This window comes from Shinella sp. WSC3-e (assembly GCF_945994535.1).
GTDB classification, from domain to species: domain Bacteria; phylum Pseudomonadota; class Alphaproteobacteria; order Rhizobiales; family Rhizobiaceae; genus Shinella; species Shinella yambaruensis.
Genome location: NZ_OZ000539.1, coordinates 34,320 through 51,654 on the forward strand (window position 1 = coordinate 34,320; position 17,335 = coordinate 51,654).

16 protein-coding genes are annotated in these 17,335 nt (G+C 61.2%); 11 read left to right on the forward strand and 5 right to left on the reverse strand.

Features of this window, described 5'->3' with window-relative positions; genetic code table 11:
* Positions 1-2: 2 nt before the first annotated feature.
* From AABF56_RS37050 to metC, 3 genes are all read right to left on the reverse strand, one after another.
* A complete protein-coding gene (locus AABF56_RS37050) occupies positions 3-1,145 on the reverse strand; it encodes an amino acid ABC transporter permease (RefSeq protein WP_064334840.1) in 1,143 nt (380 codons plus the stop codon).
* 61 nt (positions 1,146-1,206) lie between these two features.
* Positions 1,207-2,229, reverse strand: a complete 1,023-nt coding sequence (locus AABF56_RS37055; RefSeq protein WP_064334802.1) for a transporter substrate-binding domain-containing protein — start codon at positions 2,227-2,229, stop codon at positions 1,207-1,209.
* Positions 2,226-3,452: a cystathionine beta-lyase gene (gene metC, locus AABF56_RS37060; protein WP_242224967.1), complete on the reverse strand. Its 1,227-nt coding sequence runs from the start codon at positions 3,450-3,452 to the stop codon at positions 2,226-2,228. The genes AABF56_RS37055 and metC overlap by 4 nt, the downstream gene beginning before the upstream one ends.
* An 86-nt stretch (positions 3,453-3,538) precedes the next feature.
* Here metC and AABF56_RS37065 point away from each other — a divergent pair, with 86 nt between their 5' ends.
* From AABF56_RS37065 to AABF56_RS37085, 5 genes are all read left to right on the forward strand, one after another.
* Positions 3,539-4,468, forward strand: a complete 930-nt coding sequence (locus AABF56_RS37065; RefSeq protein ID WP_064334800.1) for a LysR substrate-binding domain-containing protein — start codon at positions 3,539-3,541, stop codon at positions 4,466-4,468.
* A 247-nt stretch (positions 4,469-4,715) separates the two neighbouring features.
* The gene (locus AABF56_RS37070; protein WP_242224964.1) at positions 4,716-5,024 is read left to right on the forward strand and encodes a hypothetical protein; all 309 of its coding nucleotides are present in this window, start codon (positions 4,716-4,718) and stop codon (positions 5,022-5,024) included.
* A gap of 141 nt (positions 5,025-5,165) precedes the next feature.
* Entirely contained in the window at positions 5,166-5,795 is a 630-nt protein-coding gene (locus tag AABF56_RS37075; protein WP_084438751.1) for a L,D-transpeptidase, read from the forward strand.
* Positions 5,796-5,806: 11 nt separating this feature from the next.
* Complete coding sequence (locus AABF56_RS37080) at positions 5,807-6,862, forward strand: flavin-containing monooxygenase (RefSeq protein ID WP_272809696.1); 1,056 nt, start codon at positions 5,807-5,809, stop codon at positions 6,860-6,862.
* A gap of 214 nt (positions 6,863-7,076) precedes the next feature.
* Positions 7,077-8,264 carry a DUF882 domain-containing protein gene (locus AABF56_RS37085; RefSeq protein ID WP_371328653.1) on the forward strand — a complete coding sequence of 396 codons (1,188 nt, stop codon included), beginning with the start codon at positions 7,077-7,079 and terminating at the stop codon, positions 8,262-8,264.
* Positions 8,265-8,277: 13 nt separating this feature from the next.
* On the opposite strand, the gene AABF56_RS37090 is transcribed toward AABF56_RS37085, so the two are convergent.
* Complete coding sequence (locus AABF56_RS37090) at positions 8,278-9,207, reverse strand: cation diffusion facilitator family transporter (RefSeq protein WP_064334797.1); 930 nt, start codon at positions 9,205-9,207, stop codon at positions 8,278-8,280.
* Positions 9,208-9,391: 184 nt separating this feature from the next.
* Between AABF56_RS37090 and AABF56_RS37095 the strand changes: the two genes are divergently transcribed.
* The 6 genes from AABF56_RS37095 (at position 9,392) to AABF56_RS37120 (ending at position 16,837) form a co-directional block, all read left to right on the forward strand.
* Complete coding sequence (locus tag AABF56_RS37095) at positions 9,392-9,907, forward strand: copper chaperone PCu(A)C (RefSeq protein WP_064334796.1); 516 nt, start codon at positions 9,392-9,394, stop codon at positions 9,905-9,907.
* A gap of 93 nt (positions 9,908-10,000) precedes the next feature.
* A complete protein-coding gene (locus AABF56_RS37100; protein ID WP_242225031.1) occupies positions 10,001-11,149 on the forward strand; it encodes an FAD-dependent oxidoreductase in 1,149 nt (382 codons plus the stop codon).
* A 580-nt stretch (positions 11,150-11,729) separates the two neighbouring features.
* Positions 11,730-13,145 (forward strand): amidase, encoded by a 1,416-nt coding sequence (locus tag AABF56_RS37105; protein WP_272809698.1) that lies wholly within the window; start codon positions 11,730-11,732, stop codon positions 13,143-13,145.
* Between the two features lie 372 nt (positions 13,146-13,517).
* Positions 13,518-14,135, forward strand: coding sequence for a helix-turn-helix transcriptional regulator (locus AABF56_RS37110; RefSeq protein ID WP_245337561.1), 618 nt, complete (start codon positions 13,518-13,520; stop codon positions 14,133-14,135).
* 211 nt (positions 14,136-14,346) lie between these two features.
* Positions 14,347-15,420: a class I SAM-dependent methyltransferase gene (locus tag AABF56_RS37115; protein WP_272809699.1), complete on the forward strand. Its 1,074-nt coding sequence runs from the start codon at positions 14,347-14,349 to the stop codon at positions 15,418-15,420.
* A 181-nt stretch (positions 15,421-15,601) separates the two neighbouring features.
* A complete protein-coding gene (locus tag AABF56_RS37120) occupies positions 15,602-16,837 on the forward strand; it encodes a hypothetical protein (protein WP_242225029.1) in 1,236 nt (411 codons plus the stop codon).
* Positions 16,838-16,886: 49 nt separating this feature from the next.
* Here the strand turns inward: AABF56_RS37120 and AABF56_RS37125 are convergent, their stop codons facing one another.
* A complete protein-coding gene (locus tag AABF56_RS37125; RefSeq protein ID WP_242225027.1) occupies positions 16,887-17,114 on the reverse strand; it encodes a helix-turn-helix transcriptional regulator in 228 nt (75 codons plus the stop codon).
* Positions 17,115-17,335: the final 221 nt, after the last annotated feature.

Genomic DNA, 17,335 nt, shown 5'->3' on the forward strand with positions numbered 1-17,335 from the left:
TTTCAACGCTCCACGATGGCGATGCGCCGGTTGTACGCGTTGAGCAGCGCGGACAGGGCGAGGTTGACGAGGAGAAAGACGCCGAGGATCATCGCGACGCCTTCGATCGCGTGGCTGGTCTTGTTGATCATAGTGCTCATGACCGTCATGAAATCCTGGTAGCCGACCACGATCGCGAGGGTCGAATTCTTGATGACGTTGATGTACTGGCTATTCATCGGAGGGACGATGCTGCGCAGGGCAAGCGGCAAGACGACCAGCCGGTAGGTCTGCGCCCGAGTTAAACCCAACGCAGTGGCGGCTTCCCACTGTCCCCTGCGTACCGCGACGATCCCCCCGCGAACGATTTCCCCGACGAAACCCGCGGTATAGAATGTAAGGCCGATCAGGATGGAGGTCAGTTCGGGCGTCAGCGACCAGCCGCCGACAAAGTTTGCACGGCGGAATTCGGGCAACTCGATCGATAACGCATTGCGATAGAGCATGAGAAGCAGGGCCACGCCCGATGCCACGGCAATCCATGCCCATAAGACATAAGGCGGGCGCCGGCCCGTACGAGACTGCCGCCTGTGGGCGGCGCGGGATGCCGTGAACACGCCCAGGAGGCCGGCGCCAACGAATGCCAGCGGCATTACCCCCGATGCCGACCAGTGAAGCGCCGGCATGGAAAGTCCCCGCACCGAAAGATGCGTGCCGGGGCCCAGCTTCCACGCTTGCGAAGCGAGAGGCAAAACCTCCCACCAAAGCGCGTAGGTGAAAATGAGTAGGACGACGAGCGGCGTGTTGCGGGCGATCTCAACCCAACCACGGCAAAGGCCGCTCATCAGGGGGTTGTTGCTCAGGCGCCCGATGCCGATGAAGAGGCCAATGACGCTGGCGATGACGATCACGAGGACTGAAATGAACAGGCTGTTGGCGAGGCCGACGACCGCCGCCCACCAGTTCGGATCGGAGGACGAATAGGGAAGGATCGTCTCCGCGATCTGAAAATTCGCCGGTTTCCAGAGAAAGCCAAAACCGACGGGTATGCCCCGAAGCTGAAGGTTTTGCGCCGTGGCGGAGACCAAGGCGATCCCGAAGGTCGCAACGCCAGCCAACAACATCAGCTGAACGGCAGCCGCACGAAAGCGGGCATCCTGCAGCATGATCTGAATCTCCTCTGCATGCATTGCCCGGCCGCTGCGACCGGGCAATGGTCCGGTTCGGTTACTTGAACGCAATCGGGAATAGGATGCCGCCATCGCGCGGGAGGGCGTTGAGACGGCGCTCGGCCTTGAGCGCGCTCTGTGCCCCAAGATTGCGGTCAAAGACTTCGCCGTAGTTTCCGACCTGCTTGATGACATTGTAGATCCAAGCGTCGTCCAAACCGAGCGGCTCGCCGATGCCGGGTTCGGCCCCCAGCGCCTTGCGCGTTTCTGCATCGCCGCTCGTCGTTTTGATTTCATCGACATTCTGCGAGGTGATGCCGCGATCTTCGGCCCAGACCATGGCGTTGAACGCATAGCGCACGATGTCCAACCAGCGGTCGTCACCACGGGGGATGGCTAGAGCGAGCGGCTCGGTGGTCGCGCCGCTATAGAAGATGGCATGCTCCTCCGGATTGCCAGCGACAGACGCACGCTGGCCGGCAATGGCGAAGCCGTCGCTCATATAGCCGTCGCAACGTCCGCCGAAATAGGCATCCCGCGCCAGGATGGTCGAATCGAAATAGACGCGTTGGACCTTGACGGCATTGTCCTGCTCGATCGTGTCGAGCGCGTTCTCGACCAGGCTGCCACCGCCCTGCAGGCAGATCGTCAACCCATCGAGGTCAGCCGCTTTCTGGACGTTCAACGCCTTGCTCAACATGATGGCGTCGCCGTCGACGAGGTTGATCGCCACGAAGCGGACCGCGGTGTCGCGTGTGTAGGTCCATGTCGTCGTCCGCGACAGGACATCGATCTCGCCCGTCTGAAGGGCAGGCAGGCGCTGGGCCGCGTTCAGTGGAACGAACCGTGCCTTTTTGCTGTCCGCGAACACCGCGGCGGCAACGGCTCGGCAACTGTCGACGTCGAAACCGGTCCACTCTCCCTTTTCGTCGGGGCGTGACAGGCCGGGCACCCCCTGGCTGGCGCCGCAGCTCACATATCCCCGTTCCCGGACCTTGTCGACGATGGATTGGGCGTGAACCGGCTCGCCGGAAAGTATAGCAGCAGCGATGGCGCTGGTCAGCAGAATTGCGTACTTCATCGTTCTCTTCCTCTTGTTGTGATTGTTCCCTCTTCATCAATCCAGTGCTCGTGCACCACATCCGCGACCAAGGCATTCAGGGCCGCCTCGATATCCGCCTGCAGGTCCTCGACCGGCTCTAGACCGACCGAGAAACGGACGATCCTGTTGCTGCCCGGAACAGGCAATGCCTGGTTCGCGGATACATCCAGTTGAGGCGTGACGATGCTTTGCGTGCTTCCCCAGCTTGCACCGATACGGAAGACCTTGAGCGAGTCCACGAAAGCGGAGACATTGGCTTGGAACGGTGGTGCCAGCCTCACCGAGAAAAGGCCGCTGGCACCCTGGAAATCACGCCGCCAGATCGAATGGCCCGGGTGGTTCGGCAGGGCAGGATGCAGCACATCGCCGATCTCTGAACGGCACTGGAGCCAGCGCGCGAGCGTCAAGGCGGATATCCCCTCCCGCTCCAACCGCAGCGGCATCGTCTGAAGCCCGCGCAGCGCGAGGCTGGCGTCATCGGCCGAGATGCCGAGACCCATGGTCCTGCCGGTGTCTTTCAGCCGCCGGTACAATCCTTCATCGCGTGTGACCAGGGCACCGAGCAGAAGATCCGCATGCCCACCCACATGTTTTGACAAGGCTTCCATGACAAGATCCGCACCGAGATCAAGCGGGTTGCAGTTTAGCGCAGACGCCCATGTGTTGTCGGCGAGCACGCAGGCTCCGGCCGCACGGGCGGCGCCTGCGATCGCCGGTATGTCCTGTATCTCGATAGTGTTGGAACCGGGCGATTCCACCACGATCACCCGCGTGCGCTCGTCGATCAGGCGAGCGACGCCTGCTCCGGCGGCTGGCTCGTAGAGAACCGTTTCGACACCGAACCGTGAAAGCGTGTCATGGCAGAAGCTGCGTGTCGAACCATATGCGGCGGATGTGACGAGAACGCGGTCGCCTGCTTTCAAAAGGGAGGTCAATGCGAGCGCGGTCGCCGATTGGCCCGACGGCAGGCAAAGGCAGTGGTCCGCGTCGTACAACTCGGCGAGCCGTGCCTCAAGCGTACGGGTCGTCGGCGTGCCGTACAGGCCATAGGTATAACCGTCATAGAACCGGTCGTAGCGGCGCTCGAACGCGTCGGAAGACGGAAAGACGATGGTGGAGGCACGCGTGACCGGCGCGGAAAGGCTCCTGAACCCTTCATCGCTTATCGGTCCGGCATGCAGCAGTTTGGTTTCTCGGTTCACGGCTAAACTCCCTGAACGAGATATAGCGTATCGCCACTATGTGCGATAATGTCTCAGCCATAGGCACTTTATGCGCGGATGTTATAATGCACCTGGGAGAACTCGAGGCCTTCGACGCGGTGATGCGTATGGGAAGCACATCGCGAGCCGCTGAGTTCCTGGGCATCAGCCAGCCGGCCGTCAGCCGGGCGGTTGCCCGCCTTGCCCGCTCGACGCGACTGACCCTATTCCGCCAGGTCGGCGGCAGGCTCGTACCAACGCCAGAGGCAATTGCCTTGCACGAGGAGGTCGAGCGGGCTTTCATCGGGATGGACCAGCTGCGCGCGCGTGCGGCGATGATCCGGGAGTTCGGCGCCAGCGGACTCCGCCTGGCATGTTACCCTGCGCTCGGGCTTTCGTTCGCGCCGAAGGCTATCCAACGCTATCGCAGCAGGGACCGAACCGGCCATGTCACACTTCTGATTGCCGGCTCGAATGCCGTGCGCGATATGGTCGCTTCCGGCCAGGCGGATGTCGGTCTTACCGCCGACGAAATCGACACGTCTCGCGTCTCCGTGCAACCCTTCATGTCCGCGCCGGCCGTTTGCGTCATGGCGGCCAGTCATCGGCTGGCAGGAAGGGAAAACGTAACGCCCGCGGACTTGGAGGGCGAACCGTTCATCGCGCTGTCTCCGGACGACACGGTGCGCAGACGGATTGAACGGACCCTTGAAGAGGCGCAACTGCAAACCCGCACTGTCGTCGAAACGCAATATTCCGAGGTCGTCTGCAATCTGGCCCTGGAGGGCGTCGGAATCGGCATCGCCAATGCAATGACCTACAAGGCCAGCCAGTTTGAGAGCCGTGGCCTTGTCGCTCGCCCCTTCATCCCTGCGATCCCGTTCCGCGCCCTCATCCTCACGAGCAAGGATCGACTTAAATCCACAAGGGCCGAGACGCTTATTGCCGCGCTGCACGACGCCCGCAACGACATCGGCATCAAGGTCGGCACTATCGAGACAGCGGTCAGTATGTAGAACCTTTGCCGAGTGCGACCCGCCGCAAAACGCCGAACGCGGGATGCCATCGTGATTGGCACCTGCCGATGTCATGACATCAAACGCGCGGGATCAAAATCACTTGCGATTTCAACGGGTCGTGCGCGAAGGCAGGAATTTCGCCTCCACGCTGCACACACCGGTAATCGCCTGTTAAGCATAATGCCGTGAGATAGGTCTTCGAAAATGCAGCGATCCGGGCATTACGCACATGCACCGCGCCCTCATGAAGTTGATCATTGTCTTCCTTATGTCGCTCGTCGTCGGAGCAAGCACCGCGGCGTCGGTGGCGGCGCGCAGCCACGCGCTGTCCGACCCGTTACAGAGCAGCGTGAGCCTTTTGGCGATAGACACTGATGATTCAGAGCTTGACCATCCGGCGAGCCTAGAGACCTGTCACGAAGCCTGCAGCTGGCTGGTCGCGTGGTTCTGGCCGGTGGCCGCACCGGTCCGCCGGATTCGCCCCAATCAAGCTTTCGACACGCAATCGTCAGTTCCAGCCCGGCTGATTCTGCCTCCCCCTCGCTCGGCTTGAACCAACCGGGGACGCACGCGTGCGCGATGCGGTCTCCGGTGACGCGACCGCGGCATACGCTCGGCCGCTCACCCACCATTCCCATTTCAAAGCCGATTGCAGACCGCCAAGCGACCCCTGCCCGTGCCAAGGAACACTTCCATGAGACGACTTTCAAACCACGATACCGAACAATCCCCAACAGCGGAGCGGCCGGCTTCCCCGGTTCTGGATCGACGGACCTTCGGCCTTGCCGCCGTCGCTCTCCTTGCCTCACCCGCGCTCGCCTTCGCGCAAGGCAGGAAACGCACGATCGACATCGATGAGAGATTTCTGCCGCAACTGGTGACATCTCCCTATCCGGAGACGGCCGGTACCATCATCGTCGTACCGAGGGATCGCTTTCTCTATCTCATCGAAGAAGGGGGCCTTGCCCGCCGCTATGGCGTAGGTGTCGGGCGCGCGGGCCTGGCGTTCTCCGGCACGGCGACTGTCGGCCGGAAGGCGAAATGGCCAAGCTGGCGCCCGACCGACAACATGATACGGCGTGATCCGAAGAAATATGCACGCTATGCCGACGGCGTTCCCGGCGGGCCGAAGAACCCGCTGGGCTCGAGGGCTCTCTATTTGTTTCGAGACGGCAGAGACACCCTCTATCGCATCCATGGCACGACCGAGCCCTGGACGATCGGCAAGGCGGTTTCGAATGGTTGCATACGGATGGTCAACGGTCACGTCGAAGACCTCTATGAGCGCGTCCCGGTAGGAACACGCGTCGTGGTGGTTTCGTGACGGCGCGGCAGGTGCTTGTCATCGGAGCCGGCCAGGCTGGCCTTGCCGCAGGGTACTACCTGCGCAGGGCCGGTCTGCCTTTCCTGATCGTCGACGCCCATCCGCGCGTCGGCGACAGCTGGCGCAGCCGCTACGCTTCGCTGACCCTGTTCACTCCACGCCAGTTCAGCGCCCTTCCAGGCCTGCCCCTTGCCGGCAACCGGGAGCAATATCCGAGCCGCGACGAGTTTGCTGTCTACCTGGAAGACTACGCCGCGCGTTTCAGCCTGCCGGTGCGATCGGGAACACGGGTCGCGCGCTTGTCGCGTGCGAACCGGGTCTTCCTCGCAGAAACGGACTCGGGCGAGAAAATCGAAGCGAGTGAAGTGATTGTCGCGACCGGGGGTTTTCAGAAACCGATAGTCCCGTCCATCTCTAGCGGCTTCGGATCTGAGGTGCTGCAGTTGACGCCGCAAACCTATCAGAACCCTGCGGGTGTGCCCGATGGACCGGTCCTCGTCGTTGGAGACGGCGCAAGCGGTCGTGACATCGCACTTGAATGCCGGACCCTGCAACCTGTGATGCTTTCCCACGGCAAGCCTCGAAAACTGTTCCCCGAAGGGCTGTTCGGGAAGTCGATCTGGTGGTGGCTCCGCTTGCTCGGCATTCTGAACGCCTCGCCGGAGTCATGGATCGGCCGCAAGGTGCGCGCTGCCGATGCCTTTCCCGACCGAGGGCAAGACGACAAACACCTGGCGCAGGCAGGTGTTCGGCTTGTGCCACGCCTTGTCGCCGCCTCAGGCGAGACGGCCACGTTTTCCGACGGCAGCTCCGCCACCGTGCGAACGGTAATCTGGGCGACCGGCTATCGCGATGAGACGGGTTGGGTGGAGATTCCGTCGGCCGTAGGACCGGATCGTGCGTTCTCGCACACCAACGGCGTTTCCGCTGTGCCTGGGCTCTACTTCGTGGGCCGGCCGTGGCAACGAAACAGGGCATCCGCTCTCGTCATGGGTGCCGGGCCGGATGCCGAGCGCATCGTCGAGGAGATTGTCCGCCGGCAACACCGTCAAGGGGCCAAGCGATGACCACCAGGCATCAACGGCTTCTTAAATCTTTGTTGACCATAATCCTCGCCAGCAATCTGCGGCGAGACGTCTCTGCCGCCCCGTGAAGTATCTCGTTTGGATCGGAACTGCTGTGTCTGAGTATCCTGTGACTGCGTTTCTGGCGCGCCTGTTCCACGCTGCTGCCGACAAGGGAATCGAGACGATTGCGCGCTGGGTTGCGCAAGCCTCCACCATCACGGCCGCCGCCGCCTCTGTCGTCGCACTGACCGCTGCCACGGCTGCCGCGGAAGATCGATCGCTGAAACTGTTCTTCACCCACACCGGCGAGCGGGCGACGATCACCTTCAAGCGCGACGGCAGGTTCGACCCGAAGGGTCTCGCGCAGGTCAACCGCTTCCTGCGCGACTGGCGCCGGAACGAACCTGCTCGCATGGACCCTCGCCTGCTCGACCTCGTCTGGGAAGTCTATCAGCGCAGCGGCGCGAAGGATTACATCCACATCGTCTCCGCCTACCGCTCCCCCGCCACCAACAATATGCTGCGCGGTCGTTCGCGCAGTTCGGGCGTCGCCAAGAACAGCCAGCACACGCTCGGCAAGGCGATGGACTTCTTCATCCCTGGCGTGAAGCTGGCAAAGCTCAGGGCCACCGCCATGCAAATGCAGGTTGGCGGCGTCGGCTACTATCCGAAATCGGGCTCGCCCTTCGTGCATCTCGATGTCGGCAATGTGCGCGCCTGGCCACGGATGTCGCGTCAAGAGCTTGTGCGCATCTTCCCGAACGGCAAGACACTGCACGTTCCCGCCGATGGTCGCCCCCTGCCCGGCTACAACGTGGCCATGGCGGACTACAAGCGACGCGTCGGCTCGAAATCGATCATGGCCGCGAGCTCCGCCGGCGCTGCACTGTCCGAAGATGACACCTCGCCGAACAGTCTCGTGACCGCGTTGCTGCCGACACGCAAAAGCCGCGCGGAAAAGGCGCTCGAGATGCAGGCCGCGGGCGAAATGACCGTCGAACAACCGGCGTTCTTCGACCTGGCGACCATCAGCGCTCCGCTCCCCACGTTTCGAGCAGCTGAAATCGAACGCGTTGTGAGTGTAAACACCTCCGCTTTCATTCCCTCCTCAACGTTCAAGGCCATGGGAGGCCTCGGCATCACGGGGCGGGTATTGCGCCAGCCCGCTGTCGCCGAATCCGGCCTTCTTGACCTTCACCAGGCAAGCGCATGGACGGTTTCCGACAAGGCGATGCTCGATTGGGCGCTTGCACCGGCCGAGGCGCTTCAACGGCTGACGCTTCCGGCTAGCCTGCGGCGTGCCGTCGCAAGCGTCGACGATACGCGACGCGGTTCGCAAACAACACGGGCACTTGATGCGTCGAGCACCTTCAACCTAGACCGCTTCGGATCAGACGGCTGATTGAAGGGCACGATCACGCGTGCCGGGCGAGAAGCGCGCCCCGCGGGTCCACCTGGACCGTGACATGATCGATGCCGTGCCCTTCCTTGAGAAAGGACGCGACGACCGACGGCAGGGTCAATGGGTCGATCCCCTCCTTAGGGCTGACGTGGACGGTCGCGACGATGCTTTCGTCCGTCAAGGTCCATGCATGGAAGTGGCCCGCCTCGGCGATGCCCGGCAGATTCAGCAGGCCCGCTTCGATTTCATGGGCAACAATGCCTTTCGGCGTGGCCTGCAGGAGCACGCGGATGGAATCGGAAACCAACCCCCAGGCCGAGCGGATGACGAGGCCGGCGACCAGCACCGAGAGAAATGGGTCAAGGATGCTCCATCCGGTGAGCATGATGCCGATGGCCGCAGCAATGGCGCCGACCGATCCGAGAAGGTCGCCGACGACGTGAAGGAGCGCGCCGCGCAGGTTGCTGTCACCGCTGTCGCCGGACCACAGCGCATAGGCGCCGATAAGGTTCACGACGAGACCGATGGTCGCGACAACGAGCATCGGACCGGCGAGGATCTCCGCGGGCTGGTTGATGCGCTGCACGGCTTCCCAGGCGATCCATGCGACAAGCAGCAGCAGGGTCGCGCCATTGGCGAGAGCAGCCAGGACCCGGACACGGTGAAAGCCGTAGGTCCGCTGCGCATCTATCGGCCAGCGCGCCACACGATAGGCCACCAGCGCAAGCAGCAAGGCTGCCGAATCCGAGACCATGTGTCCGGCGTCCGCGATCAGCGCAAGAGAACCTGCAAGCCAGCCACCAATTGCCTGCACCAGCGCATAACCGGCGGTCAGGATGAACACGAGCCTGATCCGGCGCTCGTTCGATTGCGTCACCTCGGCTCCGTGTTGGTGGTCGTGATCTCCATCGGAATGCGCATGCCCCGGCTCGCTGCTCATCATCTTGCGCCCTCGCTACCAGCTTTATCGCGACTGCTTGGAAACTGGTGCGGTAGCGGGCGAACGTCAATCATCCATGTAGATGGTCCGGTGTCCATATGCCGCATTTGTGAAGGACAGTGCGTCATTATTCCGGCGAGAATTCTGGTAAGACAACATCCGGATCAAAAGTCGGAGAACCTGGGCCATGCGCATGATCGCCTGCGCTGCGACAATGTTTGCAACCACGCTGCCGGCTTTCGCCGCCGGCGCTTCGGACGATTTGTCTCTCCATGATAATCCGCCTCGCGCCTTGCTGGTCGAGCACGCCGAACTCCTCGTTGTGGATCAACAAAGCGGTCAGACCAAGGGGTTCCTCACGATCTGGAACGGGACGGACGGCGAGATGCGTCTGTCGTCTGTCGCAAGCGAGACCTTTCGATCGGTTTCGACGCTGTCGTCACAACCCGCCGATGATGTTTCCGAGCAGCGCCGCTTCGAGGATTTCGTTCCGATCCCCGCTCATGCCGAGTTGAGAATGCAGCCAAATGGCATTCGGCTCCTTCTTGGGGATCCAGTCTCCGACATGACGGGGCGCCAGGCCGACCGCTTGACGCTGACCTTCGACGACGGCACGAAACTGGAGGTGATCGCCAAGATCGTCAGCTCCCGTGGCGAACTCGTCAGGCACCATCACGGTCAGGTCGAAGCCGATCCGGGTTGAATCGTCTTGTTGGCGGCAGCAGAGTCGAGAAGGAGCAAACACCCGTTGAGCCAACAGAGTTGCTGCATTGTCGGCGCCGGCCCTGCCGGTCTCATGCTGGGGCTGCTTCTGGCGCGCGCCGGCGTTCCCGTGACGGTGATCGAAAAGCATGACGATTTCCTCCGGGATTTCCGTGGCGACACCATCCATCCCTCGACCCTCGAGGTCATGGCCGAACTCGGGCTGCTCGACGAATTCCTTGCCCTGCCGCATCAGCAGGCCCCCGCCCTCTACGCCGAGATCGACGGCCGGACGGCAAAGATCGCCGATTTCTCCCGGCTGCCGACCCGCTGCAAGTTCATTGCCTTCATGCCGCAGTGGGATTTTCTCGACTTCCTCGCCCGCAAGGCCGCCGCCTATCCCGGCTTTTGCCTTCTCATGGGTTGCCAGGTCATGGGCCTCGTGGAAGAGCACGGTGCGGTGCAGGGTGTCCGGATCATCGAGAAGGGGAACGAGAAGACGATCCGCGCGTCGTTGACCGTCGGTGCCGATGGACGGGAATCGATCGTCCGGCGCGAGGCCGGCCTTGAGATCGAGGACCTCGGCTCGAATGTCGATGTGCTGTGGATGCGGGTTTCCCGCCGGCCGGACGATCCGGCGATGCCGACGGGCCATGCCGGCCCTTCCCAAGGGCTCGTCATGATCGACCGCGGCGACTACTGGCAGATCGGCTTCGTCATCGGCAAGGGACGCTCCGAAGACGTGAAAGGCGACGGGCTTTCGGAACTGCGGAAACGGCTGGCGGCTGTTGCGCCCCTCCCCCTCGAACGGTTCGAGGAGATCGCCGGCTGGCCGGACGTTCACCTGCTGCGGGTTCGCATGGACCGCGCGAGGCGCTGGTGGAAGCCGGGCCTGCTCTGCATCGGCGATGCCGCCCACGCGATGTCGCCGATCGGCGGCGTCGGGGTCAACCTCGCGGTGCAGGACGCCGTCGCCGCCGCAAACATCCTTGCCGGGCCGCTGAAGGACGGGACGTGCTCCTCTGGGCATCTTGCCGCGGTTCAGAAGCGTCGCGCATTCCCGACGAAGGCGACGCAGAAGGTCCAGCTGATGATGCGTCGCAAGCGCGGTCCCGCGGCCGACGCGTCCCAGCCAAAACGGCCGCCGGCCTTCCTGCGGTTCATCGCACGCTCCCGGGTCCTGCCGCATCTGACGGGACGGCTGATCGGGATCGGGTTTCGTCCCGAACATATTCGCAGCTGAGCGCAATCAACGATCATCGACTCCGATGACATCGGCTAGATTGAATTTCGGCGTCGACCGCCCGTCCCGAGGTCTCTTAGGCCGCGCACACTTCTCCCAGATTGGTCGGGTTCATCGATGCACGAGAGCGCGTCGAGAGCACACAAGTTTTGCACGAAACGCGCGTCAGGGTGTCTTGTCCCACAGTGTTCATCATCAAAGCTTGGCGCGACTAGCGTCCAATGAGAAGCCGGCTAGAACAACTCCATCGGGTTCCAGACCGCCAGGACGCCGATCACACTGAACACCACTGAGATGCCCACCAACGCGAAAAGTACGGCAAAAATAAATCTTCTCAGCACAACACCCAAGAACCGAATTGCGATTATGGTAGGCTTGGCGATCAAGCCAACAAGCTTCATTATCTACTCTAAGGATGGCGGCGTGACCACCTCCGCCTTCACATGGCGAACCTGTTTTCTCACCCAGATATCGGCTGGCACTCCCATATCTCCCCGCTCGAACGTGAGTTCACCTAGTCAAGATGACCCGGCATATCTTTCCGTCTATCCACGGAGAACAGAGGACTCAAGCTTCCAAAATGACAAGCGACCCAGCAGAACTGACAGCTGCGGAGTTATCGAGACAGTTCTCGTCGGGAGAGCTGTCATCCGCAGAGGCTGTAGATGCGTTTCTTTCTCGGATCGCATCGCTGGATGGAAAGTTGCACGCGTTCGTAGATGTTTATGGAGATGAGGCGCGAAAGGTAGCTGCTTCTGCTGATCGCGCCATTCGTCAGGGGCGTGCGATAGGCCCATGGCACGGCGTGCCTATCGCGTTAAAGGATTTAATCGAGATCGAAGGAAGGATCACAACGGGAGGTTCTGCTGAGTGGCGGAACAGACGTTCAGACCGAACGGCGACCATTGCACGCCGCCTTCTAAACAGAGGCATGATCTTCCTTGGCAAGACCCAAACGGTGGAGTTTGCAATGGGTGGCTGGGGCACAAACCAGCACATGGGTACGCCTTGGAATCCTTGGGATCAAGCGACAGCAAGAACGCCGGGGGGATCGAGTAGCGGTTCCGGTGTCGCGGTTGCGGCGCGTATGTCGCCTTGGGCGATTGGAACCGACACGGGCGGCTCGGTCAGGCTTCCAGCGGCATTCTGTGGCATCACGGGTTTGAAGGTGACGTCTGGGCGCATCAGCTCGTATGGAGTTATGCCGCTGAGCCCGACGCTCGACACAGCGGGACCAATGGCCCGGACTGCTGAGGACACCGCCCTGCTGTACTCCCTTCTCGAGGGGATCGACCCGCTTGATCGTGCAACGTGGGGCACCCCTAGAAGCGATGTGCTGGCTGGCCTCAAGGGAGGGGTTGAGGGTCTTCGGCTTGCCCGCATAGATCGAGATGAAAGAGAGGGCGTCGACGAAGAGGTTCTCGCTGCATACGATGCATCGTTGGAGTGCCTTGCGAAGCTTGGCGCCGATATCATCGACCTACCGTTGCCATTCCGATTCAACGCCTGCTTTTCCCCTCAAGCTGCAATCACAAAAGCCGAGGCATATGCGTTGTTCGGTCATCTTGCAAATGACCCAACCACAGCGCTCGGTGACCTTGTTCGTGAACGAATCCTGTCGGGGCGAAATCTCTCTGCCCAGGACTATCTCGTGGCAATGTGTCAACGAGAAAAACTGGGGCAGGAAATGCAAGCAGCGATGATTGACGTGGACGCGCTTTTGACGCCGACGACCGAGACGCCGGCACGCACACTTCACGACCTTGACGAATCCTACGCAGCGTCACGGTTCACCAAGTTTGTGAATACGTTCGATATGTGCGCGTTAGCAGTTCCGAACGGATACACCCGTAATGGACTTCCGACATCGCTACAAATCGTCTGCAAGAGCTTTGCCGAAGATCTGGCCCTCAGAATCGGCCATGCATTCCAGTTGGTGACGGGTTGGCACCATAAGGCGCCCATGGTCGACACAGTTCGGGCGCGATCTACCTAGGACAAAGGGAACGCTGCTCGTCTCGACGGCGCCAGCAGCACTGACATCTCTCGCGGGATCTTGGCCCCAGGTGGGCTCGCCGCGGCGAAAAGCCACACGCCCGTTTCCGCACGGCCGGGCGCTGCTGGATCACTTGGACTGATCACTCAACTCATCTTTTTGGCAGTTTCAGGAACATGAGACCGCCGGTAAGAAGAAGGCTTGATCGTATTCAGGCGGCCCAGGCGCGGCTAGGACGAAGAGGAGTGCGCATTTCGAATGGATGATCGCTCGTACCTATCGCTCACGCTCGGAGAGCTACAGACCCTGTCGGAACCTGGCGAGCTATCCGGTGCACTCCATGCGGTCAGAACTCGCTATGGTTTGTCGCACATGACATTCCTTGTCGTCCGGAGAGGCGCTGGCCCGTCGGCGGCTCCCTACTACTGCAGCACCTATCCAGAGGAATGGATCGCGACCTATTTCGCCAACGACTACCTTGCAATAGATCCTGTTATCGATATTGCGCGCTGGGGACTGCTCCCGGTGGACTGGTCGACGCTCGACCAAAGAGCCTCACGGGTCCGCCGGCTGTTCGACGAAGCTCGGGCCTATGGGATAGGCCCGAACGGCCTCACCGTCCCGATCCGTGGCGCAAACGGAGAGCGCTGCCTGTTTTCGGTTACTTCCGACTGGTCAGGTAGCGACTGGTTGGCCCTCTGCGCTGCAAACCTCCACGACCTGCATATTCTCTCCCACTACCTCCACGAGAAAGTGCTCACCCTCTCGGGGCTGCGCCGCCCCGTTCTTGTCCGAGAATTATCGAGGAGAGAACGCCAATGTCTCCAACTTCTTGCGTCCGGCAAGATCTATAAACAGATTGCCGTCATCCTGGGCATCTCGGAGAGTGCGGTTCACCTCTATATGCGGTCGGCCAGGCGGAAGCTAGGCGCCACGACTAGCTACCATGCCGTGGCCAAGGCGAGCTACTTGGAACTGGTCGACGTCTAGGCACATCGCAGCGTTTTAGGCCAATCATCACCTTGACGATCTTCTCGTCACTCTCTGGCAATCTGGCGATTTCGATAGATTGCGCCCCCCTCCTCTCGCCCCGAAGATTGTCGTTCCGCAACAGCATCGACCCTCGTGTAGCGAGCGGGCAAAGGCGGTTCAACTCTCGCCTGGTTGGTTCGCGTCGGCGGTCGATCAATGGGAGGCGATGATGACGGTGGATCCGGAAACAATAGAGCGCTGGCGAAACGCCCCGCGGCTGACGTCCTTCGCCCCCTTCTTCGAAAGAACGGCCAGTGGTCGAGGTGGGGCGCCGGATCTTGCACAGCCACAGCCTGACTTGAGCCTGATGGATTTCGATCTCGACTGCGCTGTCTTTGCGGACACGCATACGCGCTTGTTCGGAATTTTCGACCAGCACTATTACGCCAGCATTCCTTACCGGCTCGAAGAAGAATGCCGTCTCGGGGCGGCTGTCCTTTCGTTCGCACTGCAGAACTGGGCTCGAGCCATGATGCCCACGACGATCTATACGCTCGGCACTGGCACAGGTTGCCTTGCACGAAGCCTTGCGGCGCTTGGCGGAGGGCGCATCAAGACGCTCTGTTGCAGTCCAACGCCCGCCAACCGCGAAGCTTTTCTCGCGAGACGGGGAAGCGAGCACGCACATTTCTTTCTCGGGCCGTTTTTCGAACTCGATGACGATCGCTACGCGAGCGATTCAGATCTCTCCCCCTTCCGGGACGGCTTTGATGTCTTGTTCGAAGATACAACCTTTCAGATGTACGATCAGGATCGCGTAAAGCAGCTCGAGTTCGTCGTCCCTCATATCCGGCAGGGCGGCGTCCTGGTGCAAGTGCAGAAACTCGCCCATGAAGATGATGCCGTATACGCTGAGCGGGAGCGCCAAAAGGATGAGCTGTTCAAGGCCCGATATTTTTCGCAGGAGCATATCTCCGAAAAGAAGGCCGAGATTCTGAACACCATGACGGCCTGTCAGGTGGACCTCTCGACCACGACTGCGGCGCTCAGGGCGTTCTTCCGCTATTCCGTGGTGACCTGGAACAGCGGCAATTTCTACATGATCGCTTCCTCCAACTCGCGGGCCTCGTTGTTGGAACTCATCTCGCTGATGCTGAAACCGGCTATGCCGCCTGCGTTCTGCTACGAGCCTCTTCCTCTCGTTGTGATCGACACGGAATCCGATCCGCTCGGCCCGGAACTCTCTTGGCGTAGTGCCACCGCGACGGCGGCTGTCGCTCCGAGACGGTCGTTGAGTTCTTGAGATGGATTCTGAGGTATCGGCTGATCTCAAGGAGCATTGCAGCGTAGCCGATGTACGCCGCTGTCTCTCCTACCTGCTGCCACATCTGGACGCCTTCTGGGCGCAGCCGCTGGCTACCTACGCCACGGCCCTTTACGATGTCGAGCCGTTCTCTTGCGGAGATGAGGTGCGCGTGCATGCCATGGATCGGCTGCGCGTCTGCGTCGAGCGGGCTGCGCGCCGGTCAGGATATGGCGAAGAAGATGCCCTCAGCGCAAGCGCCGAAGTCCTTTCCGCGCCGGTCATGCAGACCGGGCCGCATGCAATGCTGCTGATCGAGCCGGACGCATTCTATACGCATATGTTCAGCCTGCTCGGCCTCATGTCGCATGGCCGGCAATGGCACATCACCTACTCGGTCTCGACGTCGGCTTTCAAGGAAAGCGCGAAGAAGGGACCGGGGTGGCTGAGGGTAGGCGGAGAAACCCTCAATGTTTTCGGCCTCCCACGCAAGCGCCTGATCGGAAGCAGCATCGGGTGCCTAAATGGCCCCTACCGCTACGCTTTTTCGAATTCGAGGCACGAGGTCGCGCCGAATGCGTCGGCCGCGCGCCTGTTGGCCGAACTCCCTGCCGCAGGATTTCCATCGGGCGCCGAGGCCATCAAAATGGGAAATCAGGCTCTTTGGCACGGAAAGCTCGCGGCGCCGGCGAAACTGCTGCAGCTTGACGATTTCGATATGGCCGACCTGATCGCGGATCATCTCGATGATACGAAATCATGGCTGTCGGCGCACTTCTTCGATGGAGTGATGGCCGCGCTGTCGATCCTGGAAGAGACCGACCGCCTGAACGCTGGTCCATGGGCGGGCTGGGTTCGCCGCACCACCGATCTCTTCTGGGGCCTCGAGAAAAACAGGGTGGTCCCGTTGCATCTGGAGGGCGGCGCACTCAAGTCCATGCGGTCACCGAGCTTCGAGGTGAACCTCACTCCGAAACGACTAGCCGCTGCGCTTCGCGAGCGTGCAATCCTGCCCGGGATGTTCATGACCTATCTGGTGGTTTCGACCCTTCCAGGCGTCAGAGCTCTCGGTGGGTGCCGGCAGACAGTGTATCTTCCGCTTATGCGGTATCTGGCCTCTATAGGCGTCCGGCTTTCAGGTGCCGCGGGACTGCTCGCTGCACTTGAGAGGGACAAGCTGCCGGGCGTATGGGGACATCGCGTTCTAAAGCCTGCCGATACTGATCCTTTTCAGGAAATCGAAGCTGCGGGCGGAATCTCCCCTCTCCTTTCGACGTACGCGAACCTGACGCTGGAGCAGGCCAGCGGCGACCTAGCGAGCTTCACAACCGATCCCATCTGGGCCGAGATGTCCGCGCATATCGATGATGGCACAATCAAGCGCATCTCAAGCGAGTGGCTGTGGTCAGGACCGTAACGCGACACGGCATCCCGGCCTTTGGGTACTGCGTGATGGCAATTAAAGCTCAGGACGGGTTTCGGAAGCGAACGCCCACACCACCGCCGTCCGCGGGAATGAACTCTATTCCTGCGTCCTCAAGTACCGCTTGAATCCGTGCGAGCGTCGTTTCGCGCAACTCCTCCCCGCGCTCGAGCCGAACTACGGTTTGCGTTGAGACCCCTGCTGCCTTGGCAAGGTCGACAACTCCCCAGCCCAATGCTGTGCGGGCCAATCTGCACTGAATTGGCTTCATATCACCATACGATGGTGATTTATGTTGCATGTCATGGGCTCTTCCTGTAGGTCTTATCATGCAAGCGGCCAGATGGCGTGTTGGAGCACGCAATCTGACCTGACCATAATCAAGCTGGTAGGAGCTCGGATCATGGCTGATTCTGAGATTAGCAGAACTTTGCCTGCAATCATCCATGGAAACCTCCTCTCCACAAATGTCCGCATCTTCATGCAGCCGCT

Bases quoted from the DNA above. Each gene is read 5' to 3' on its own strand.
- AABF56_RS37050 (WP_064334840.1), bottom strand. From the start codon at position 1,145: ATGCTGCAGGATGCCCGCTTTCGTGCGGCTGCCGTTCAGCTGATGTTG.
- AABF56_RS37055 (WP_064334802.1), bottom strand. From the start codon at position 2,229: ATGAAGTACGCAATTCTGCTGACCAGCGCCATCGCTGCTGCTATACTT.
- AABF56_RS37065 (WP_064334800.1), top strand. From the start codon at position 3,539: ATGCACCTGGGAGAACTCGAGGCCTTCGACGCGGTGATGCGTATGGGA.
- AABF56_RS37070 (WP_242224964.1), top strand. From the start codon at position 4,716: ATGAAGTTGATCATTGTCTTCCTTATGTCGCTCGTCGTCGGAGCAAGC.
- AABF56_RS37075 (WP_084438751.1), top strand. From the start codon at position 5,166: ATGAGACGACTTTCAAACCACGATACCGAACAATCCCCAACAGCGGAG.
- AABF56_RS37090 (WP_064334797.1), bottom strand. From the start codon at position 9,207: ATGATGAGCAGCGAGCCGGGGCATGCGCATTCCGATGGAGATCACGAC.
- AABF56_RS37095 (WP_064334796.1), top strand. From the start codon at position 9,392: ATGCGCATGATCGCCTGCGCTGCGACAATGTTTGCAACCACGCTGCCG.
- AABF56_RS37100 (WP_242225031.1), top strand. From the start codon at position 10,001: ATGCTGGGGCTGCTTCTGGCGCGCGCCGGCGTTCCCGTGACGGTGATC.
- AABF56_RS37105 (WP_272809698.1), top strand. From the start codon at position 11,730: ATGACAAGCGACCCAGCAGAACTGACAGCTGCGGAGTTATCGAGACAG.
- AABF56_RS37110 (WP_245337561.1), top strand. From the start codon at position 13,518: ATGACATTCCTTGTCGTCCGGAGAGGCGCTGGCCCGTCGGCGGCTCCC.
- AABF56_RS37115 (WP_272809699.1), top strand. From the start codon at position 14,347: ATGACGGTGGATCCGGAAACAATAGAGCGCTGGCGAAACGCCCCGCGG.
- AABF56_RS37120 (WP_242225029.1), top strand. From the start codon at position 15,602: ATGGATCGGCTGCGCGTCTGCGTCGAGCGGGCTGCGCGCCGGTCAGGA.
- AABF56_RS37125 (WP_242225027.1), bottom strand. From the start codon at position 17,114: ATGAAGCCAATTCAGTGCAGATTGGCCCGCACAGCATTGGGCTGGGGA.